Here is a 20,701-nt window from a genome sequence, read left to right on the forward strand (position 1 = left end):
ATAATGGCATTAACTGTGCCGTTGGCTCTGAGTGCAAATAGCGATAATAAAATAACGTTATTGAAACGCGATAGTGGACAAAATGAAATACCGCTATTAAATAATCGATTTCGAATCGATTACAAAGTAAATGAAATAACGTTGCTGTTTTTTCGTAAGCGCGGCTCTCCTGCCGTTATTTTAGTGCAGCCAAACGGGAGTAAGCTTTACGCAACCTCTGCGATTAAAGAACCTAACGTAGATTGGTTTGACGAGCTAAGTTACGATTTGATCACGATACGTGAACCAATGGCAGGGCCATGGCAAGTGGTTGGCAGTATCTTACCTGATAGCCGTATAGTTGTGCTTGGTGATATTGACTTAAAAGTAGAACCCCTGCCGCCGTTACTCTTTCGTGGTGAAACTGTCAAAATTACAGGGCAAGTTTTAAATGATAACGAACCGATTAACGTGGGCTTATTCAGAGATGTTGTTAGTTTACATGTAGACTTTATAAGTACTAACAACAGTGATTATGCTAACTTTGGGGCGGGTACTCATAATGTTGCACAGTTTAAAGACGATGGCCGAGGGTTTGATGAGCGCCCAAAAGATGGCATTTTTACAGGCGAATTTAAGCTTGTTTTCCCCGCAGGCCAATGGCAACCCGAGTTATACATCGAAACTCCTTTACTAAAACGTACCGTAGTTCAAGATGTGCTTGAAGTAAAAGAACCCCCATTTAGTTACGACATAGCGCTTGCTCAAGATGATGCGCATGAACACAAATTAACGATTACTCTAGACTCAAGTGTGGTAAAGCCAGAAACCGTACTGATACAAGGTAAAATTTATTACCCTAATAACGAAGAGCAGATGTTTAACTTAGAAGGCAGTAAATTGCTGACGCGTGAGTTACTCATTAAAAATTATGATTGGGGTCGTTACAGTGTTGAGTTATCTGTATTTGGTACTAATGTTAATGACCGAGAATTTATGGCGACATTGCCTACCTATAAATTTGAAATTGAACGTCCTATCGAAGCCGTACCAGAATTACCAGAACCAATAATTACAGAAGCTGAGCAAAAAGAAATCGACAGAGCAATTAGAGAAGCAGAGTCTATGTCGACCATGGTGTTTATTAGCTTAATTATTGGTGGGAATTTGATAGTTCTATTAATTGGTTGGCTGGCAATTCGTAAATTTGTTCAGAAAAAACCAATATTCCCTAAAGTCAGCATTCCTTTTTTGAAGAAAAAAACAGCAGCTGATGAAGAGCCCACTATAGGCGAAAAAAATGAAGTTGGTAAAAATGGCTCAAAAAGTGATAAATCAGGTGAAATTTTAAACCTTTCGATGTCAGATGACTAAAAAACCTGTAAAAAAACAAAAAAGCCCTTGACGAAGTAGGGGTTGGTTCGTATTATTCACGCCGCTGTCAGGGGAGACTCAGACAGCAACGAAAATGCGGAGTGGTAGTTCAGTTGGTTAGAATACCGGCCTGTCACGCCGGGGGTCGCGGGTTCGAGTCCCGTCCACTCCGCCAATTTTCGACAATTTGTAAGTAGATGCTGGAGTGGTAGTTCAGTTGGTTAGAATACCGGCCTGTCACGCCGGGGGTCGCGGGTTCGAGTCCCGTCCACTCCGCCAACACTTACACAACATATGGTTGTAAAACATATTCTTATTATGGAGTGGTAGTTCAGTTGGTTAGAATACCGGCCTGTCACGCCGGGGGTCGCGGGTTCGAGTCCCGTCCACTCCGCCAATAAGAAAAATAACAGTTTAAATATGCGCTGGAGTGGTAGTTCAGTTGGTTAGAATACCGGCCTGTCACGCCGGGGGTCGCGGGTTCGAGTCCCGTCCACTCCGCCAACTATTTAAACACTGTTATATTACAAAATTTGTATGCTGGAGTGGTAGTTCAGTTGGTTAGAATACCGGCCTGTCACGCCGGGGGTCGCGGGTTCGAGTCCCGTCCACTCCGCCAACAAATTAAGTAATAGCAAGTATAATGATATCTTTGCGGAGTGGTAGTTCAGTTGGTTAGAATACCGGCCTGTCACGCCGGGGGTCGCGGGTTCGAGTCCCGTCCACTCCGCCACTTGATATCATGAATAAAATTAGTAAGTGCATTACCCCATGCACATACCACTGCGGAGTGGTAGTTCAGTTGGTTAGAATACCGGCCTGTCACGCCGGGGGTCGCGGGTTCGAGTCCCGTCCACTCCGCCACTTGTTATTTCCTCAATAACAAGAAATAAATAATTCCCTTGTTAATAAATTAAAGCATAATCGCTATCAGCTATCAGCTATCAGCTATCAGCTATCAGCTTTAGGTAGGCATAAAAAAGCCTGCACTCTCATTCAAGCACAGGCCATTTATTACTTTCTCGTTTTATTTAGTTTTGTGGGCCAAATAACTCTTTTAAGTAAGTATCTAAAAAGTTGAGATACGCGTTTGAGGCACTAATACGGTTTTCTTTTTTGCTAAAACCATGGCCTTCATCGTCAAACAATACATACTCTACTGGTACACCATTGGCTTTTACTGCGGCAACTAGTTCATCGCTTTCAACTTGTAATACCCGCGGATCGTTAGCACCTTGAATTACCATTAGAGGTTTAGTGATGTTTTTAGCATGGAATAATGGTGAAATAGCACGGTGACGCTCACCATCGGTGGCGGGGTCGCCCATTTCATCGTACAGGGATTTTTTAAAGCTTTCCCACCAAGGTGGAATTGAGTTTAGTGTTCTCACCCAGTTGGTGACACCAAAAATATTGATGCCCACTTTAAATTCTTCAGGTTCAAAGGCAAGCGCTGCTGCGGTCATAAAGCCGCCGTAGCTTCCACCCATAATACCGATTTTATCGGCATCAACCCAATCTAAACTTTGTAAGTGTTTTTTGCCGTAAACAATATCTTGTAAGTCGTCAGTGCCGTGCTTCTTATCATCGAGATGGAAAAAGGTTTTTCCATAGCCAGAGCTACCACGGTTATTGACCGCAAAAATGGCATAACCATGATTAACTAAATGCTGTTGCATCGCACTGTAACCTGTGCGGCTTTGCCCACCAGGACCGCCATGCACCCACACTAAAGCAGGCACTTTATTTGTGTTACTAGCTTGCTTTGGTTTGTATAAAACACCAGGGATCTCTAAACCATCAAAACTTTTAAAGCGCACGATGGTGCTCTCTACTAAATCGTTTTGATCTATGTTCTTACTTAATGTATTTGTAAGTTGTTTAGCTGCATTACTAGCCACTTGCCAGACAAATAAATTGCTTGGTGAAGTGTCTGAGTTTAAGTAAAACGCCATGCTTTTCTCATCGCGTGAGAAATTCACACCGCGTAAATTTCCAGCTGGCAATTCAGGCATAGCGATTTCTTTACCGGTATTGGTATCTTTGACGGTCACTTTGGTGCTGGCATCAGCATTAACACCACTTACTTGATAACGACCAGAGTGAGAGAAGTATATAAAACTAACATCCCAGTCATCTTTTAATGCAGGGCTATGTTCGCCTGTGGCTAAGTCATAGCGCCAAACTTGCGAAAACTCACCTTTAGCGTCTGTAGAGTAGTATAAATATTTGCTGTCTACAGAGAAGGTGTCAGGCGTATATTGAGCCGGTGTATCATGTTTAGAAATTAACTGTGGCTTGAGTGTCTTTTTATAGGTATCAAGAATAAATGTATCACTGTCTTTATTAGTATTGCTTTTAGATAGCGCAATATAACGGCCATCAGGGCTGATTGCCCCCACATTTAAACCTAAGGTATTTTGATACACAGGCGTGACTTGATACGTTTTACTATCAACGCGGTACAAGTCCATAAACTTGGCATCACGCTGATTACTGGTGATAAAAAATTGGCTACCGTCTTTGGTAAAGCCTGCAAAGCTGGCACGCGTTTCATCGCCCGGGGTTAAATCTTTGATTGTGCCGTCAAGTTCACGCACGTAGACATGAAAGCGCTCATTACCGCCTGAATCTTTGGTAAATAAAACGCGCTCATCATTAGGGAAGTAACGTACAGGGTAGGTACTGTCTTCAAAGTTAGTTAAGCGCTTTTTACTGCTGGTTTTTACATCGACTTCATATAAGCTGTAAATGCCACTTTCATCGCTACTGACCAGAACCTTATCGCCAGAAGGAGAAAAGCTACTACCCATGATAGATGTAGTATCAAAAAAAGTTTTTGCGTTATAAGTTTTTACTTGTTGTGTTTGCGCAGTTGTCACAGATGCAGAGGCTGAATTATTAGATTGACTGCAACCTGTTAATGCAATCGATACTGCACAGGTAATACAGGCAAGTTTGAGGGCTTTTTTCATAGATACATTCCTTGGTTTATAGTTATAGACTCTTAGTGTTAACCGAACGTTTTTTAAACGCAAGTACTTCGCATATGCGAACAGCAATAAAGTGTTACAAAGCGTGTATCGTTTTTAGATAAGTATTCGTTATAATAATAACTTATTGAAAAAGTGAGTATTTATGATAGAAGTCATTGGGTTACATAAACAGTTTGCTGAAAACATATTGTACAGTGATTATAGCGTGCAATTTTTAGCACCTAAGACATGTATTGAAGCGCCTAATGGCCAAGGAAAAACAACGTTATTAATGATCTTAGCAGAGCTTGAAACGCGTCAAAGTGGGCAGATTTTATTTTCTAAGAAAGCATTAACCGAACCACATAAGCAAGTTGCTATAGCCTCAGACTGTATTGCTTTACCAGATTTTCTAACAGCAAAGCAAATTATTAACTTATCCGTGAATACGCAGGATTGTCGTTGGCCCACGAGAATAATAGATGGGTTTAATTTTAATGAATTTTTAAATACGCGTTTTGATGCGCTGTCATCAGGTAACCAAAAGAAATGCCAGTTAATTTTAGCGCTTATGCGAGATGCACCGTATTTACTATTAGATGAACCCAGCGCAGCCCTTGATCAAACCAGTATTCAGTATTTACTAAATTTACTTGATGAATATTTAATTGATAAGCCTGAAGGTCAAATAATCATCACCTGCCATGAACCAGCGCCATTTATTGAGCATGGCTTTGAGTGTATGCCTTTATGATTGCAAATTTTAAACAATCAATAGGGCAATATCGCTGTTTTATGGGCTATCGGTATCAGGCTTACAAAACTGAACTCACACAATTATTGCTGCAGCTTAAAAACTTTGGTTTGTTATTTCTAGTGGTACTTGGCTCTGCCATGCTGGGTATGATTTTACTGTTATTTTTAGGACTGGGCAAAATTATCGATAGCAGCGATGCACCGCAGTATGGTGCGCAGATGGCTTGGCTGTATTTGTTGTTGCAAAGTATCATGTTAAGCGCAATGAAATCTGCAATAAAAAACACCGCTCAACGTGCCTTTCAACAGACATTGGTAAAGCGGTATTGGCTTGGTTTGATGGATATTAAGCTTTTACTGTTAAGCAATGGCTGGTTGATTGCGAGCCTCCTTATCGCGATTGACCTTAGTGTGAGCCAGTGGCTTAGAGTGCCGCATTTCTTGCTGTTTTTGCTATTACAATTTGTGATCGGCATTTTATGTTTATACAGGCCAATAGCGCTTGTTTATGGTTTTTTGTTATCCGCAATCTGGGTAACGTTACCGCTAGATGTTAATCCACTGATTTATCAGTGTGGTTTTATGCTGCTGTTTGCCCTAAGTACCTTGATGGTGCCTTTTAGTTTTACCGCAAAGGTAAAGTTGAGTTCACTTGCAGGTTTTTGGTTATTATTTTTTATACATAATAGCTGGGCTCTGATTTGGCGAGGGGCTTTATTGCTGTGTGTATTTATGGCATCCAAAGTGTTGTTGCAAGAGCGCGCTGATTTAGCTGCTATATTCAGCATTTTATCACTTGCCTTTGTGGTGCTGTTTAGTAGTTCATTACAATTTGATTGTCGTCATTTACATCAACAATATAGTGTATTTTTTAAAATGCAGAATAAGCAAACAGCATTCTTTGTTAGCTTATTTATTCCTAGCTTAATTGTTTTATTACTCGCACTGGTTGGTTTTGGGGCTTTATTTAATCACGCAAATAACTTATTGCTAGTAATAGGGGGTGTTTGGTGTTTACTACAACAGACCTTAGCACAAAAAAAACCAGCGCATTATGCGCTGGTTTGGATGGTTATAACAGGTTTGTTACTGGCTGTAATGTAATTAACTGCTAATCAGTTAAGCCGCATCAGCCTTGTTATCTGCACTTTTGCGTGCGGCTTTACCTGCTAATAAATCAGCTGGGTCAAAGTCGTCAACATTAATTACATCTAAACGGGCTTTTTCAACATCAGCCAGCTTATCAGCTTCTGCTTGCGTTAGAATACCTGCATCAAGGCCCATTTGTGCTACTTTATCAAGCTGGAAGAAAGGCAGTTTTACGCCTTTTTCACGGCATACTTTATCAAATAATGGCTCAACAGCTAGCACGTCTTTAAGTGTTTGCTCTTGACGACCCACTAAGTTAAGTGGTTCATTGGTTAAGTATACATAGCTTGCAAGACGGTTACGGGTTTCACTTGGAACTTGTAATAGCTGTGCTAATTTATGTTCCAGTTTGTCTGTTGGTTTACGAACCGGGCGACCAAATGGGAATAACATTAGCTTAAGTGCTGCACGTAACGGCGCCGATGGCATATTATTAATTAAATCGGCTAACGCTCGTTGGCAGTGATAAAGGTGATCTTGGCAGCTCCATTGAACAAGCGCAAAGTCTTCTTTTTTACGGCCTTCGTCGTTATAGCGTTTTAGCGTAGCAGACACCAAGTATAGGTAGCTTAGTAAATCACCTAAACGTGCAGAGATACGCTCTTTACGTTTTAATGAACCACCAAATACAGCCATACTAATATCTGACATTAACGCAAGTGAGGCACTAAAGCGTGATGCGATACGGTAAAACTCAGCTGTTTCATCTTTATAAGGCGTACTTGCAAAACGTGCGCCAGTAAATGCTAACCACTTAGTACGTACTAAATTAGAAATAGTAAAGCCGATGTGGCCCATTAGTGCTTTATCAAATACCGCAAGTGCTTCTTCACGGTCTTCAATTGAACATGCGTTTAACTCAGTTAAAACGAATGGGTGACAACGGATAGCTCCTTGACCGTAAATAATCATGTTACGGGTTAGGATATTTGCGCCTTCAACGGTAATGGCAATCGGCGCACCTTGGTAGCCACGGCCTAAGTAGTTATTTGGCCCAAGCATGATACCTTTACCGCCATGAACATCCATTGCATGAATGGTTGAATCACGCATTTGCTCAGTTAAGTGATATTTAATAATCGCTGAAACAACCGATGGTTTTTCACCTAAATCTACCGCGCCGGTCGACATGCTCACTGCTGCATCTGAGCTGTAAGCGTAACCGGCAAGTTTTGCAAGTGACTCTTCAACCCCTTCCATTTGACCAATAGGCAAACGGAACTGGCGACGAATGCGGCTGTATGAACCACTGGCCAGGGCGATGGTTTTAATGCCACCAACAGAGTTTGAAGGCAGGGTAATTGCACGACCAACCGATAAACATTCAACCAGCATACGCCAGCCTTGACCGGCCATTTCTGGGCCACCAATAATATAATCAAGTGGTACAAAAATGTCTTTACCGCGAGTTGGGCCATTTTGGAACGGCACATTAAGCGGGAAATGGCGACGGCCAATTTCAACACCAGGCATATCCGTAGGGATAAGCGCACAGGTAATACCAAGATCTTTTGTATCACCTAAAAGGCCGTCAGGATCTTGCATTTTAAACGCCAGGCCAAGTACTGTCGCTACTGGCGCAAGCGTAATGTAACGTTTGTTCCAGGTTAAGCTTATACCAACAACTTCTTCGCCTTCCCACATACCTTTACATACAACGCCGTAATCAGGAATTGCACTGGCATCAGAACCAGCTTCCGGAGAGGTTAGGGCAAAACATGGAATTTCTGCACCGCTTGCTAAACGAGGAAGATAATGATTTTTTTGATCTTCTGTACCGTAGTGCTGTAGTAACTCGCCTGGACCTAGTGAGTTAGGTACACCCACAATTGACGAAAGCAAAGTCGATTTACTGGTTAGCTTTTGTAATACACACGATTGTGCAAACGCAGAAAACTGTAAGCCGCCGTATTCTTTTTTGATGATCATGGCAAAGAATTTATTATCTTTTAGATATTGCCAAACATCTTGCGGTAAATCAGTTAGCTCGTGAGTGGCTTCCCAATCATCTAGCATACTACATACAGTTTCAACCGGACCATCAATAAATGCTTGCTCTTCAATGGTGAGCTTAGGCATTGGATACTGATGTAGTTTTTCCCAATCAGGGCGGCCGCAAAATAAATCGGCTTCCCACCACGTAGTACCTGCATCAATAGCTGATTTCTCAGTGTCAGACATGGTAGGCGTTACTTTTTTAAACGCAGCAAAAATTGGTTTTATAATATATTGCTGGCGAATGCCAGTAACAGACAGTGGCACAGCGATGATTAAAAAGATCAACCAGCTAATTGCACCAAAAGCACCGGCAAAGGTGCCGATAACAAGGGTTGCGATAGAAACGCCAAGGGCTGTGTTCCAGCTCGCTCTGTGGTAACTCGCGATGCTAAGCAACACGATTAAACCAAGTATAAATATGAGTGTCATGTATTCAATCCTTAATAGAGGTCAGACCACCTTCGTTAGAGTAGCGCTAGAATCGGTAATTATCAAGAGGCTAAATGAGATTATCTGTCAGTTTAGTCACATGTTCGTAAAGAGTATAGGATAAGCGGCTAACATAAGCTTGCCTTGATGTTGCTTATGTTTAACAATGCTAGCCTAGATCTCAGTTCTTCGTTTGTATAAACATTGTGTTTAAGGGTTAATTTATTTTATGTGTGAGTTGCTTGGCATGTCGGCGAATGTGCCGACAGATATTTGTTTTAGTTTTTCGGGCTTACTGGAGCGCGGTGGTAACACGGGCCCACATAAAGATGGTTGGGGTATTACCTTTTATGAAGGCAAGGGCTGTCGTACTTTTAAAGATCCTGAGCCTAGCTGCCAGTCTGAAATTGCCAAGTTAGTTAAAGCATACCCAATAAAAAGTGTATCGGTGATAAGCCACATTCGCCAAGGTAATCGGGGTCGTGTCTGTCTTGAAAATACTCACCCATTTACCCGTGAGTTATGGGGGCGCGAAATTACCTATGCTCATAATGGTCAGCTTTCGAATTATCATGATTTAAAACCTGAGTATTATCGCCCTGTCGGTAACACTGACAGTGAGTTGGCTTTTTGTTGGTTGCTCGATAAAATCCGTGAAAAATACCCAAAACGCCCATCCAATATGGCATCCGTATTTCGTTATGCGGCAAAGCTTTCGCATACACTTCGAGAAAAGGGAGTATTCAACATGCTGCTTACTGATGGGGTGTATGTATTAGCGTATTGTACCAATAACTTACATTGGATCACCCGCCGCGCACCCTTTGGTAAAGCAACTTTAATAGATGCCGATATGGTGGTTGATTTTCAACAAGAAACCACACCTAACGATGTGGTTACTGTGATTGCAACTCGCCCTTTAACAAACGATGAACGTTGGCAAAAAATGGAACCAGGTGAATTCGCGTTATTTAAAATGGGGGAATTAATTTAGTTTTAGAAGTACCACCACTTTAATTATACTTCAAGATTTAGCTAACTATCTGAAGTATAGTACTCACTTAGCACAAGCTCATAGATTCTTAGAGTATGTAATTAATTACATACTCTAACGGCAAACTAAGAAGTTAAAATTTCGTTAGTTAAGAGAAATTACATCAAAGCTGGCTGGGCTAAGTGAAAGTTATCAATAAAGATAATTTTACACCTTGTTTAAAGCTTTAATCTTATAACTACTCCCACAAAACCCATTAACACCACTACTATCCACACTGGCAAATTACCATATCGACTATAAATGCTATCACCTTCAATAAGCTTAACGTTTACTTTTAGGGTTTCTGCCTTGAACTGTGGCATGCTGATTTGAGTTTGACTAATTGGATCGTACACGCCGCTGATGCCGTTGTTTGTTACTCGAATAAGCGGGCGTTGTAATTCAAGGGCACGCATACGGGCAATTTGCATATGTTGGTGAGGGCCGTGGGAGGCGCCAAACCAGGCATCATTACTTACGGTAAATAAAATATCAGACTCGTTGTGGTAATTACCACGCACTAAATCAGCAAAGGCGATTTCGTAGCAGATAGCAGGCAGAATATTTAGGCCGTTGGCGCGTAGATTGTTTTGTACTTCATCGCCACGGGTGAACGAGGACATGGGTAAATCAAACAAAGGCGCGATAGGGCGCAGAATATCTTCAAACGGCACAAACTCACCAATCGGCAGCAACTGGTGTTTTTGATAGCGGTTTTTACCTAAGTATTGATAATGGCCGTGCTCGTCACCACGTTCTTTATTACCTAGCACTATAAGGGTATTGAAGATAGTTTTGGTATCAAGCTGGTAGTCGACAATACCGGTAATAAGGGCGGTGTTGTTAAACGAGGCGGCGCTATCAAGGCCAGCTAAAAAGCTGTCGGCAAGGGCTTCTATTTCAGGCACCGCGGCTTCAGGCCAAACGACTAAGTCAGCGTTCCAGTGAGGACGAGTCATGTCTTGATACTTACTCATGGTAGTCCAAAATTCACTGGGTTCAAAGCGCAGATGTTGCTTTATATTACCCTGAACGAGTAATGTGCTGATGGTTTTATCGTTATAGTGAGGGCTTTGAAATATATTGCCAATCAGTGAAATGAGGGCAATGAAGGCTGCCGTTGCAATCGTACTCTTTAAACTGCGATTGAACAGTAATTGGTAAAATGAAAATGCAATGGCAATACAGATTAATGTTAGGCCAAACTCACCCACCGTGGGCGCTAAATAATTTAACGGGCTATCGGTTTGTGTATAGCCAAAGCTTAGCCAAGGAAAGCCAGTTAGCACCACACCACGTAAATACTCTGTTACAGCAAAACCGCTAATAAGTAATAACCCATAGCTATGTGCGCCGCTAGCAAAGCGTGTAGCAAACATAAAGGCAAGGGCTGGGTAAATAGCTAGATAGGCACATAACAGCACCATAAGCAGCACTGAGGCTGCCAGTGGCATACCGCCGAATGTGGCTATAGAGACATGCACCCAACTTATGCCAGCACCAAACCACCCTAGACCAAAAAGAAAGCCATATTTAGCGGCTTGTTTACTGGGCTTTTTACCGTATTGTTGGTTATGTGAAGTGTAAATTGCCACAATTAGGCAAACAAAGGTCAGGGGCCAAATCCCGAATGGAGCGTAGCTTAAAGTTAAAAAGAGGCCCGCAACCAGTGCGAGCCATGCTTTTTTATCTTTAGCTAAATGTAGGCAGTTAGTCAGTATTGTCTTCACTGTCGCTGTCTTCAGCCTTAGGTACAGTAACTTGTAGTTGCAATAACCGACGGTTATCTGCATTAGTTACTTTAAATTGTAGGCCATCGATTTCGATGGTTTCGCCGCGCCCTGGCATATGGCCAAACGCATGCAACACAGTGCCGCCAATTGTGTCGGCTTCTTGTGTGCTGTAGCCTGTTTTAAACTTTTCGTTAAAATCATCAACAGGTGTTAGCGCTTGCACTACATATACATGCTTGGCAAGTTGGCGAATATCTTGTTGTTCTTCTTCTTCGTCATGCTCGTCTTCAATCTCGCCGACGATGATTTCTAAGATATCTTCTATTGTAACGAGCCCTGATACACCGCCGTATTCATCAATAACAATAGCCATGTGGTAGCGTTGTTGTCGAAATTCATTCAGTAGTGTGTCTACGCGTTTACTTTCAGGCACCACAACGGCTGGGCGTAAGTAATCGCGTAAAGAGGGTAATTGATCGTCTTTATTTAATATTAACGGCAATAAATCTTTTGCTAATAAAATACCTTCTACATGATCTTTGTCTTCGCATACCACAGGAAAACGTGAATGCGTTGAATCAACCATCATCGGAATTAATTGCTCTAGCTGTGCATCAACTTCTAAGGTGATCATTTGTGAGCGCGGGATCATGATGTCTCGCACTTTAAGCTCAGATACACCAAGCACACCTTCAATCATCTCTTTGGTTTCAGGATCAATGACATCCCGTTCTTGCGCATCGGCAATTACTTCAACCAGCTCTTCTCTATTCTGGGGTTCCCCTTGCAACATTTGGGTAATTCTACCCAACCAGGTCTTGCTAGAAGAACCCTGGCTAGTCTGCGAGTTATCGTCGCTCATTGCGTCTATCTGCTCCGTTAATTTAAATATCGTCCCGATATGGGTCTGCTATGCCTAGATCGGCAAGTAATTGCTTTTCTATGCTTTCCATCTCATTCGCATCTTCATCCTTTATATGGTCAAATCCAAGTAAATGCAAGCATCCGTGGATCACCATATGGGCAAAGTGGTCATGAAAGGTCTTTTCTTGTTCATTTGCTTCGGCTAAAACAATCGCTGGGCAAATGATTAAATCACCTACTAATGGGAGTTCAATTCCCGGTGGTGCTTCAAATTCAAACGACAAAACATTTGTCGGCTTATTTTTACCACGGTAATCATTATTTAGCTGTTGGCTTTGTTCTTCATCAGCAATAACAATGGTTAGCTCTGATTCGTCGCGATATTGACTGAGTACTTTGTTAGCCCATAAGGCGAATTGTTCAAGGCTCGGTAAGTTGTCAAACTCACAGGCTATTTGTAAATCAAGTTCTGTTGTCACAGTATTACTCTTTAGTCTCAGGGTCTGATTGCTCGGCATTGGCGAGTAAATCTTTAGCGCGTTGTTTTTCGGCGCGTTTAATTCGGTCTGCTTCGTCGTTGCGCTCATAGGCTTCAACAATACGGGCAACAACAGGGTGACGAACAACATCGTGTGATTGGAAAAAGTTAAAACTGACTTCTTCAACATCACTGAGCACTTCAATGGCGTGTCGAAGGCCAGAGCGAGCACCGCGCGGTAAATCAACTTGGGTGATATCACCAGTGATTACCGCTTTAGAGTTAAAGCCGATACGTGTTAAGAACATTTTCATTTGTTCTACAGTGGTATTTTGGCTTTCATCTAAAATAATAAAGGCATCGTTTAGTGTACGACCACGCATAAAAGCAAGTGGCGCTACTTCAATAACATTTTGTTCAAGTAGCTTTTCAACTTTTTCAAAACCCATCATTTCAAATAACGCGTCGTATAACGGTCGCAGGTATGGGTCGATTTTCTGGCTTAAATCACCAGGTAGAAAGCCCAGTCGCTCACCCGCTTCTACAGCGGGGCGGGTAAGTAGAATTCGGCGTATTTCCTGGCGCTCTAGGGCATCAACGGCTGCGGCTACTGCTAGGTATGTTTTACCCGTACCAGCAGGTCCAATACCAAAGGTAATATCGTGACGAAATATATTCGATACATAATGCCCTTGGTTATCGTTACGAGGTTTAATCACTCCTCGACGCGTTTTTATCACTACTTCTTTGCCATATTCGCTTAACTCGTCTTGTTCGAGGGCTGTTGATTCAGTTATGGCTAAATGCACTGTGTTCGGTTCAATATCGTTAACCACACCACGTACAGGCTGGGTTTCAACATACAAGTCTTTAACGATTTCCATCGCAGCAAAGGCACTTGTTGTTTTACCGGTAATTTTGAAGTAGTTATCGCGATGAGTGATCTCGACGCCCAAGCGGCGTTCAATTTGTTTGATATTTTCGTCAAACGGGCCGCATAAAGAAGAAAGGCGTTTATTGTCGGAGGGCTCTAAATAAATCTCTAATTTTTTTAATTGATTACTCAAAATTGCTTCCTGTTGTGGTGTGCCAGCTGTTGCTGGCACAATCATTATCGCCTACGGAACAAATGTCGCAACACCGATTTCATTCGGCGTTACTTGTGGTTCAGGTTGCGCTGCTTTACTTAAAATTTCAGCAGGAGCAACATCACGGCGTAAGTTCATTTCGGATTCTGTACGAATTAAGTCACCACGTAAAGAGTTAGGCAGTGCTTCAGTAATACGTACATCAACAAACTGACCGATCACATTATGTGGGCCTACAAAGTTCACAACACGGTTGTTTTCAGTACGGCCACGCAGCTCCATAGGATTTTTCTTTGATGGACCTTCAACGAGTATACGTTGCTCGGTATTAAACATTTGACGGCTGATTTGCTGCGCCATTTGAGTAATACGGTTTTGTAATAAGTATAAACGCTCTTTTTTCTCTTGCTCAGATACATCATCAGGCAAATCAGCGGCAGGTGTACCTGGACGAGCACTGTATATAAAGCTAAAGCTCATATCAAAACCAATTTCGTTAATTAGGTTCATTGTGGCTTCAAAGTCCATCTTACTTTCACCAGGAAAACCAATAATGAAATCAGACGACATGCTTAAATTAGGGCGAATTTTACGCAGCTTACGAATTGTTGATTTGTACTCAAGTGCGGTATGGCCGCGCTTCATTAAGTTTAAAATGCGGTCAGAACCACTTTGCACTGGTAGGTGCAAGTGATCAACCAGCTCAGGTACATCTGCGTAGGCGTCAATAATATCAGGTGTAAATTCTACTGGATGCGATGTGGTATAACGAATACGGTCAATACCATCAATTGCAGCAACATACCGAATCAAATCGGAGAAGTAACAAATTTCACCATCGTAAGTTTCACCGCGGTAGGCGTTCACGTTTTGTCCAAGTAGGTTAACCTCACGTACACCTTGTTCTGCAAGTTGGGCAACTTCAAGTAATACGTCATCAAGCGGGCGGCTTACTTCTTCACCACGAGTATAAGGTACTACGCAGAAAGTACAGTATTTTGAGCAGCCTTCCATGATTGAAACAAATGCACTAGGGCCTTCTGCTTTAGGCTCTGGTAAGCGGTCAAACTTTTCAATTTCAGGGAATGAAATATCAACCACAGAGCTACCTTTATTACCTTGTACTTGTTTTATCATTTCAGGTAAGCGGTGTAACGTTTGCGGGCCAAAAATCACATCAACAAAAGGGGCACGTTGGCGAATAGAGTCACCTTCTTGGGAGGCTACGCAGCCACCAACACCAATAATTAAATCAGGCTTATCATCTTTTAATAACTTCCAACGCCCCAGTTGATGAAACACCTTTTCTTGTGCTTTTTCACGAATTGAACACGTATTGAGTAGAATGACATCTGCTTCACCGGCTTCTTCAGTTAACTGATAGCCGTTGGTTGCATCGAGGAGATCCGCCATTTTCTGAGAGTCGTACTCATTCATCTGACAACCCCAAGTTTTAATATGCAGCTTTTTACTCATTGAAATATAGCCTCGTTTTCAATTCGGTAGTGGCACTAAAGTGTGCTAGAAACAGGATTAAGTGATGTGAGCATTTAAATGCCCGCTAACTTAAAGGACGCGTATTTTATCTGGATACCCGCCCAGATCCAAGTATAGATTTGATCTTTGTGGTTTGAAATCAAACAAACTGTGCAATTGTACGGCTAAGGATTAAAGCAACTCGCATTTTTTCAACTAAGTACGTTACAATCAACTCCATAATTAGTGACCTTAGTTGTGATTAAAAATATGAAAAAAAACAAAGTTATTGTTGTTGGCGGTGGGATGGTCGGTGCCGCAATGGCAGTAAAGTTAGCAAAACAAGGTTGTGATGTACGTGTGATAGAACAACGACCTATTAATGCTGAGCAAGTACTGCAAAGCGAGACTATCGATATACGCGTATCTGCTATTAATCGTTTTTCTGAAAACCTGTTAGATGATCTGGGTGCTATGGCGTATTTAAAACAGTCACGCTTAGCGCCATATCAGCAATTAGAAGCGTTTGAACGTATAGGCGATAACCTTTTGTTTGATTGTAACGATATTAACGCTTCACATTTGGGTCATTTAATCGAGAACAAATTAATTCAAGCCAGTTTATGGCAGCAGTTTGAACAACATGATATTGAAGTACTTGATATTAAGTCACCGATTTGTGCTATTGAACAAACAACGCAAGATATTAGCCTAATTTATGGTGAAGAGCGTTACAGTGCTGATTTAGTCATCGCAGCAGACGGCGGCCAGTCTCAATTACGCACACAAGCAAATATTGGGGTAACTGGTTGGCAATATCAACAACACTGTATGGGCGTTTTGATTAAATTGGATGCCCCGCAGCAGATTAAAACATGGCAACAGTTTAAACCTACTGGCCCAGTTGCATTTTTACCTATGCAGGCTCCTTATGCTAATTTAATTTGGTATGACGACGCAGCTAAGTTACAAAGTTTAAATAAATTAACCAAAGTGCAGTTAAAACAACAAATAATCGAAAACTTTGCGCCCCTAGCAGGTGATTTTGAAATTGTTAATCAAGCGGTCTTCCCACTTGCTCGCCAACACGCTAATAAATATTCAGCAGGACGTTTAGTATTAGTGGGAGATGCAGCACATACGATAAATCCTTTAGCTGGGCAGGGGGTAAATCTTGGCTTTCAAGATGTAGCAGCCCTTGGTGATATTTTAGCAGCAGCAGATGACATTGGTGCTGTGAAACACCTTAAACACTACGAGCAAACCCGTCGCAAAGCAAACTTGTTGATGATGAGTATGATGGATGCTTGTTATTTTGGTTTTTCGAATCAATTGACACCTTTACAATGGGCGCGTAACCGCTTTTTAAAGTTAGCGAATAATACCGGTCCGGTAAAAAACTGGGTTTTGAAATATGCGATTAGTGGTGAATTGAAATAACTAAATTACAAGTGGAGTGGGTGAAAGCTCACTCAAACAATTTTGATTAAAGATTAAAGATTAAAGATTAAAGATTAAAGATTAAAGATTAAAGATTAAAGATTAAAGATTAAAGAGGGAGGTAGTAAGAAATTGGCTGGGATACCAGGATTTGAACCTGGGAATGCCAGGATCAAAACCTGGTGCCTTACCGCTTGGCGATATCCCAACTCTAAATTTGGATGAGTTTTAGTTCTAATTAAGAACATGGTGCGGAAGGAGAGACTTGAACTCTCACAACCGAAGTTACTGGAACCTAAATCCAGCGCGTCTACCAATTCCGCCACTCCCGCAGTTCTTAGAATGCAATTAATTGTTTTGGAACCTAAATCCAGCGTCTAATTCAAGACAACTGCCAATTCCGCCACTCCCGCATCAAAGGGTTTGCTTTTTTTATACTCATAGCGAGAGTCATTCTTAAACAACATTTCTTTGGTAGAAGAAGTTGGCTGGGATACCAGGATTTGAACCTGGGAATGCCAGGATCAAAACCTGGTGCCTTACCGCTTGGCGATATCCCAACTAAGAATTATTTGATAGTTTTAGTTCTTATCAAGAACATGGTGCGGAAGGAGAGACTTGAACTCTCACAACCGAAGTTACTGGAACCTAAATCCAGCGCGTCTACCAATTCCGCCACTCCCGCATCGAGTATACAGGTAATACTGTTTTGGAACCTAAATCCAGCGTCTAATTCAAGACAACTGCCAATTCCGCCACTCCCGCATATTTGTGTAATAAAACACATGGTAGTTATTTTAAACTCTTCATTGAGTGCAATTTAACTCTTGCAGAGCCACTTCTAAAATAAGAAATGGTGGCTAAGACGGGATTTGAACCTGTGACCCCATCATTATGAGTGATGTGCTCTAACCAGCTGAGCTACTTAGCCATTGTTGGCTGGGATACCAGGATTTGAACCTGGGAATGCCAGGATCAAAACCTGGTGCCTTACCGCTTGGCGATATCCCAACAGAAAACAAGTGATAATTTTAATTCTTATCAAGAACATGGTGCGGAAGGAGAGACTTGAACTCTCACAACCTAAGTTACTGGAACCTAAATCCAGCGCGTCTACCAATTCCGCCACTCCCGCATTATCAATTTGAGTTAATCAAATAGATGGTAGTTATTTTAAACTCTTCATTGAGTACAAAAAAGAATGGTGGCTAAGACGGGATTTGAACCTGTGACCCCATCATTATGAGTGATGTGCTCTAACCAGCTGAGCTACTTAGCCATCTTTTTTGTTAGCACTTCATCGCTGAGTGCGGGGCGTATTATGCTGATATGACCCAAATCCGTCAACACCTTTTTTGCAAAAAAACACTTATCAGGGTTTGTTTGCAGGAAAATTAAGCGAAGAGGCTATTTTTTATTAAAAACGGTGTTTTTTTAACAAGTCTGAAAGCAAAAATCTTCGCGTTACTATTATTCGATAATAGCACAAAAACAAAAAAGGCTCGTAAATACGAGCCTTTAAAATCATCGCCAAACATTATTTAGCGTAAATAGTAACTATACGTTGAACAAGAAGTTCATTACATCGCCATCTTTAACAATGTACTCTTTACCTTCTTGACGCATTTTACCTGCTTCTTTTGCACCACTTTCCCCTTTAAAAGAGATGTAGTCATCATAAGCAATCGTTTGTGCGCGGATAAAGCCACGTTCAAAGTCGGTATGGATTTTACCTGCTGCTTGTGGTGCCGTTGCACCAACAGGGATGGTCCATGCACGAACTTCTTTTACGCCAGCCGTAAAGTAAGTTTGTAGATGGAGTAATTCATAGCCACCACGGATTACGAGGTTAAGCCCAGGTTCTGCTAAACCAAGGTCAGCCATAAATTCAAGTTTGTCTTCTTCTTCAAGCTCAGAAAGCTCTGACTCAATCGCTGCACATACAGGAACAACAACAGCATCTTCTGCTGCTGCAATTTCACGTACGCGGTCAAGGAGCGGGTTATTTTCAAAACCATCTTCAGCAACGTTAGCAATATACATAGTTGGTTTGATAGTTAAAAAGTTGATAGAAGCAATGGCAGCTTTTTCTTCTTTAGTTAGTTCTAAAGAACGTAAAGTTAACCCTTCATCAAGGTGTACTTTTACTTTTTCAAGCACAGCATTTTGCTCTTTTGCGTCTTTATCGCCGCCTTTTGCTTTTTTAGCATTACGGAAAAGCGCCTTATCAGCACTGTCCATATCCGCAAGTACTAGCTCAGTGTTGATTACATCGATATCGTCAGCTGGATCAATAGTACCTGCAACGTGAATGACGTTTTCGTCTTCAAAGCAACGCACAACATGGCCAATCGCATCTGTTTCACGAATATTGGCTAAAAATTGATTACCTAGACCTTCACCTTTTGATGCGCCTTTTACTAATCCTGCAATATCGACAAACTCCATACTGGTTGGAAGAATGCGCTGAGGATTAACTATTTTTGCAAGTTCGTCTAAGCGAGCGTCAGGAACCGGAACCACACCTGTGTTTGGTTCGATGGTACAAAAAGGGAAGTTAGCGGCTTCAATGCCCGCTTTGGTTAATGCATTAAATAATGTAGATTTACCAACATTTGGTAAACCAACGATACCACATTTAAAACCCATAGTAAGATACCTTGTTTAGATCCGTTCAACCGATTTAATAACTATGTTACTAGGGTTTAAACGAATGAAGTCTGTTTTGTGCTTTTAACACACCGTCTTTTGCAAGTATTTCCATACAACGAACTGCTTCATCTACAGCGGCATCCATTTTTTCTTGGTCTTCTTTGGCTGCTTTTCCAAGCACCCAACCAGTGACCATTTCACGATGTCCAGGATGACCTATACCAACGCGTAAACGCATAAAGTCTTTTTGATTTGCCATTTTTGCAATAATGTCTTTTAAGCCATTATGACCGCCATGTCCGCCGCCTTTCTTTAATTTAGCAACGCCCGGGTCTAAATCCATTTCATCATGTGCAACTAAGATGTTTTCAATAGGGATTTTGAAAAAATTGGCTAAACTACTGACCGATTTACCACTTAAATTCATGTAAGTGGTGGGGATCAATAATTTGAATTCTTGGCCTTGAATGATCACTTTGCCGGTAAGGCCGTGATATTTAGGATCGTGTTTAAGCGTACAGTTGTAGCGTGCTGCGAGTTGCTCGATGAACCAAGCACCTGCATTGTGGCGTGTGTTTGCGTATTCGGGGCCTGGATTAGCCAGGCCCACAAGCATTTGAATAGAATTCAAGGTGCAAGACCTTAAATATTATTCTGCAGCGTCTGAAGCTTCTTCGTCTTCAGCTGGAGCTGCTTTGTTAGCTTTAATAGTAACTATTGACTGATCGTGGCCTTCACCTTTAGCAAGTTCAACTGATTGAACGCCAGAAGGAAGTTTAAGTTCAGAAAGGTGGATTGAATCACCAGCTACTAGGTCAGAAACGTCAACTTCAACGAATTCTGGAAGTGCTTTTGGAAGACATGTGATTTCAACTTCAGTTAACTGGTGAACAACAGTCGCACCAAGTTTAGTTACTTTATCTTCGCCGATGAAGTGAAGAGGAACTTTAGTATGAAGCTTATGAGTAGCGTCAACACGTTGGAAATCAAGGTGAGTAAGCTTTGGCTTGAATGGGTGACGTTGAATATCTTTTAAGATAGCTTCAACAGACTCGCCGCCAATGTTAAGCGTAAGAATGTGAGTGTAAAAACCTTCGCTTTCTTGTGCTTTGATCATATCTTTATGAGCAAGAGTAAGCGCTACTGCTTCTTTATCTGCACCGTATAGGATTGCAGGTACTTTGTCTTCGCGACGTAGGCGGCGGCTCGCACCAGTACCAGTTTCTACGCGAAGTTCAGCGTCATAAGTGTAAGTTGTATTAGACATAATGTCT

Annotated in this window: 15 protein-coding genes and 15 tRNA genes; 12 read left to right on the plus strand and 18 right to left on the minus strand. The window is 41.7% G+C overall.

From position 1 onward, the window contains the following. Nucleotides 1-3 precede the first annotated feature (3 nt). The 8 genes from QMA12_RS16585 to QMA12_RS16620 all read left to right on the plus strand — a co-directional run bounded on the left by QMA12_RS16585 (nucleotide 4) and on the right by QMA12_RS16620 (nucleotide 2,217). Entirely contained in the window at nucleotides 4-1,353 is a 1,350-nt protein-coding gene (locus tag QMA12_RS16585; protein WP_290210759.1) for a TIGR03503 family protein, read from the plus strand. 98 nt (nucleotides 1,354-1,451) lie between these two features. Then, nucleotides 1,452-1,528 (plus strand) — tRNA-Asp (locus QMA12_RS16590). Nucleotides 1,529-1,555: 27 nt separating this feature from the next. Beyond that, nucleotides 1,556-1,632, plus strand: a tRNA-Asp gene (locus QMA12_RS16595). Nucleotides 1,633-1,673: 41 nt separating this feature from the next. Next, nucleotides 1,674-1,750, plus strand: a tRNA-Asp gene (locus QMA12_RS16600). Between the two features lie 30 nt (nucleotides 1,751-1,780). Then, nucleotides 1,781-1,857, plus strand: a tRNA-Asp gene (locus QMA12_RS16605). Nucleotides 1,858-1,895: 38 nt separating this feature from the next. Beyond that, nucleotides 1,896-1,972 (plus strand) — tRNA-Asp (locus QMA12_RS16610). A gap of 37 nt (nucleotides 1,973-2,009) precedes the next feature. After that, nucleotides 2,010-2,086, plus strand: a tRNA-Asp gene (locus QMA12_RS16615). Nucleotides 2,087-2,140: 54 nt separating this feature from the next. Further along, nucleotides 2,141-2,217 (plus strand) — tRNA-Asp (locus QMA12_RS16620). A gap of 167 nt (nucleotides 2,218-2,384) precedes the next feature. Here the strand turns inward: QMA12_RS16620 and QMA12_RS16625 are convergent. Further along, nucleotides 2,385-4,328 (minus strand): S9 family peptidase, encoded by a 1,944-nt coding sequence (locus tag QMA12_RS16625; RefSeq protein WP_290210720.1) that lies wholly within the window; start codon nucleotides 4,326-4,328, stop codon nucleotides 2,385-2,387. 163 nt (nucleotides 4,329-4,491) lie between these two features. Here QMA12_RS16625 and QMA12_RS16630 point away from each other — a divergent pair, with 163 nt between their 5' ends. Together QMA12_RS16630 and QMA12_RS16635 are read left to right on the plus strand one after the other, a co-directional pair. After that, on the plus strand, nucleotides 4,492-5,082 hold the full coding sequence (locus tag QMA12_RS16630) for an ATP-binding cassette domain-containing protein (protein ID WP_290210721.1): 591 nt from the start codon (nucleotides 4,492-4,494) through the stop codon (nucleotides 5,080-5,082). Further along, a complete protein-coding gene (locus QMA12_RS16635; protein WP_290210722.1) occupies nucleotides 5,079-6,188 on the plus strand; it encodes a DUF6136 family protein in 1,110 nt (369 codons plus the stop codon). Before QMA12_RS16630 ends, QMA12_RS16635 begins: the two co-directional genes overlap by 4 nt. Nucleotides 6,189-6,203: 15 nt before the next feature. Here QMA12_RS16635 and fadE read toward each other — a convergent pair whose 3' ends face one another. Further along, a complete protein-coding gene (gene fadE, locus QMA12_RS16640; RefSeq protein ID WP_290210723.1) occupies nucleotides 6,204-8,660 on the minus strand; it encodes an acyl-CoA dehydrogenase FadE in 2,457 nt (818 codons plus the stop codon). A gap of 229 nt (nucleotides 8,661-8,889) precedes the next feature. Between fadE and QMA12_RS16645 the strand changes: the two genes are divergently transcribed. Continuing rightward, entirely contained in the window at nucleotides 8,890-9,654 is a 765-nt protein-coding gene (locus QMA12_RS16645; protein ID WP_099297021.1) for a class II glutamine amidotransferase, read from the plus strand. A gap of 218 nt (nucleotides 9,655-9,872) precedes the next feature. On the opposite strand, the gene lnt is transcribed toward QMA12_RS16645, so the two are convergent. From lnt to miaB, 5 genes are read right to left on the minus strand one after another with little or no spacing between them, the layout of a single operon-like run. After that, the gene (lnt, locus tag QMA12_RS16650; RefSeq protein ID WP_290210724.1) at nucleotides 9,873-11,426 is read right to left on the minus strand and encodes an apolipoprotein N-acyltransferase; all 1,554 of its coding nucleotides are present in this window, start codon (nucleotides 11,424-11,426) and stop codon (nucleotides 9,873-9,875) included. Further along, complete coding sequence (corC, locus tag QMA12_RS16655; RefSeq protein WP_290210725.1) at nucleotides 11,407-12,291, minus strand: CNNM family magnesium/cobalt transport protein CorC; 885 nt, start codon at nucleotides 12,289-12,291, stop codon at nucleotides 11,407-11,409. Before corC ends, lnt begins: the two co-directional genes overlap by 20 nt. 22 nt (nucleotides 12,292-12,313) lie before the next feature. Further along, nucleotides 12,314-12,772, minus strand: a complete 459-nt coding sequence (gene ybeY, locus QMA12_RS16660) for an rRNA maturation RNase YbeY (RefSeq protein ID WP_256826926.1) — start codon at nucleotides 12,770-12,772, stop codon at nucleotides 12,314-12,316. 4 nt (nucleotides 12,773-12,776) lie between these two features. Then, complete coding sequence (locus QMA12_RS16665) at nucleotides 12,777-13,838, minus strand: PhoH family protein (protein WP_290210760.1); 1,062 nt, start codon at nucleotides 13,836-13,838, stop codon at nucleotides 12,777-12,779. A 51-nt stretch (nucleotides 13,839-13,889) separates the two neighbouring features. Further along, the gene (gene miaB, locus QMA12_RS16670) at nucleotides 13,890-15,335 is read right to left on the minus strand and encodes a tRNA (N6-isopentenyl adenosine(37)-C2)-methylthiotransferase MiaB (RefSeq protein WP_290210726.1); all 1,446 of its coding nucleotides are present in this window, start codon (nucleotides 15,333-15,335) and stop codon (nucleotides 13,890-13,892) included. A gap of 270 nt (nucleotides 15,336-15,605) precedes the next feature. Between miaB and QMA12_RS16675 the strand changes: the two genes are divergently transcribed. Continuing rightward, entirely contained in the window at nucleotides 15,606-16,775 is a 1,170-nt protein-coding gene (locus QMA12_RS16675; protein ID WP_290210727.1) for an FAD-dependent oxidoreductase, read from the plus strand. A 133-nt stretch (nucleotides 16,776-16,908) separates the two neighbouring features. On the opposite strand, the gene QMA12_RS16680 is transcribed toward QMA12_RS16675, so the two are convergent. The 11 genes from QMA12_RS16680 to QMA12_RS16730 all read right to left on the minus strand — a co-directional run bounded on the left by QMA12_RS16680 (nucleotide 16,909) and on the right by QMA12_RS16730 (nucleotide 20,694). Then, nucleotides 16,909-16,983: transfer RNA gene (locus QMA12_RS16680), tRNA-Gln, on the minus strand. 39 nt (nucleotides 16,984-17,022) lie between these two features. Further along, nucleotides 17,023-17,107: transfer RNA gene (locus QMA12_RS16685), tRNA-Leu, on the minus strand. A 153-nt stretch (nucleotides 17,108-17,260) separates the two neighbouring features. After that, a tRNA-Gln gene (locus QMA12_RS16690) sits at nucleotides 17,261-17,335 on the minus strand. A gap of 40 nt (nucleotides 17,336-17,375) precedes the next feature. After that, nucleotides 17,376-17,460, minus strand: a tRNA-Leu gene (locus QMA12_RS16695). A 169-nt stretch (nucleotides 17,461-17,629) separates the two neighbouring features. Next, nucleotides 17,630-17,706, minus strand: a tRNA-Met gene (locus QMA12_RS16700). Between the two features lie 5 nt (nucleotides 17,707-17,711). After that, a tRNA-Gln gene (locus QMA12_RS16705) sits at nucleotides 17,712-17,786 on the minus strand. A gap of 39 nt (nucleotides 17,787-17,825) precedes the next feature. Then, nucleotides 17,826-17,910, minus strand: a tRNA-Leu gene (locus QMA12_RS16710). Between the two features lie 67 nt (nucleotides 17,911-17,977). Beyond that, nucleotides 17,978-18,054 (minus strand) — tRNA-Met (locus QMA12_RS16715). A 278-nt stretch (nucleotides 18,055-18,332) separates the two neighbouring features. Next, nucleotides 18,333-19,424: a redox-regulated ATPase YchF gene (gene ychF, locus QMA12_RS16720; RefSeq protein WP_290210728.1), complete on the minus strand. Its 1,092-nt coding sequence runs from the start codon at nucleotides 19,422-19,424 to the stop codon at nucleotides 18,333-18,335. A gap of 49 nt (nucleotides 19,425-19,473) precedes the next feature. Next, the gene (gene pth, locus QMA12_RS16725; RefSeq protein ID WP_356948027.1) at nucleotides 19,474-20,058 is read right to left on the minus strand and encodes an aminoacyl-tRNA hydrolase; all 585 of its coding nucleotides are present in this window, start codon (nucleotides 20,056-20,058) and stop codon (nucleotides 19,474-19,476) included. 18 nt (nucleotides 20,059-20,076) lie between these two features. Continuing rightward, nucleotides 20,077-20,694, minus strand: coding sequence for a 50S ribosomal protein L25/general stress protein Ctc (locus tag QMA12_RS16730; RefSeq protein ID WP_290210729.1), 618 nt, complete (start codon nucleotides 20,692-20,694; stop codon nucleotides 20,077-20,079). Between the last annotated feature and the right edge of the window lie 7 nt (nucleotides 20,695-20,701).

Origin of the sequence: Pseudoalteromonas sp. APC 3893 (assembly GCF_030408095.1) — a bacterium.
Taxonomy (GTDB): domain Bacteria; phylum Pseudomonadota; class Gammaproteobacteria; order Enterobacterales; family Alteromonadaceae; genus Pseudoalteromonas.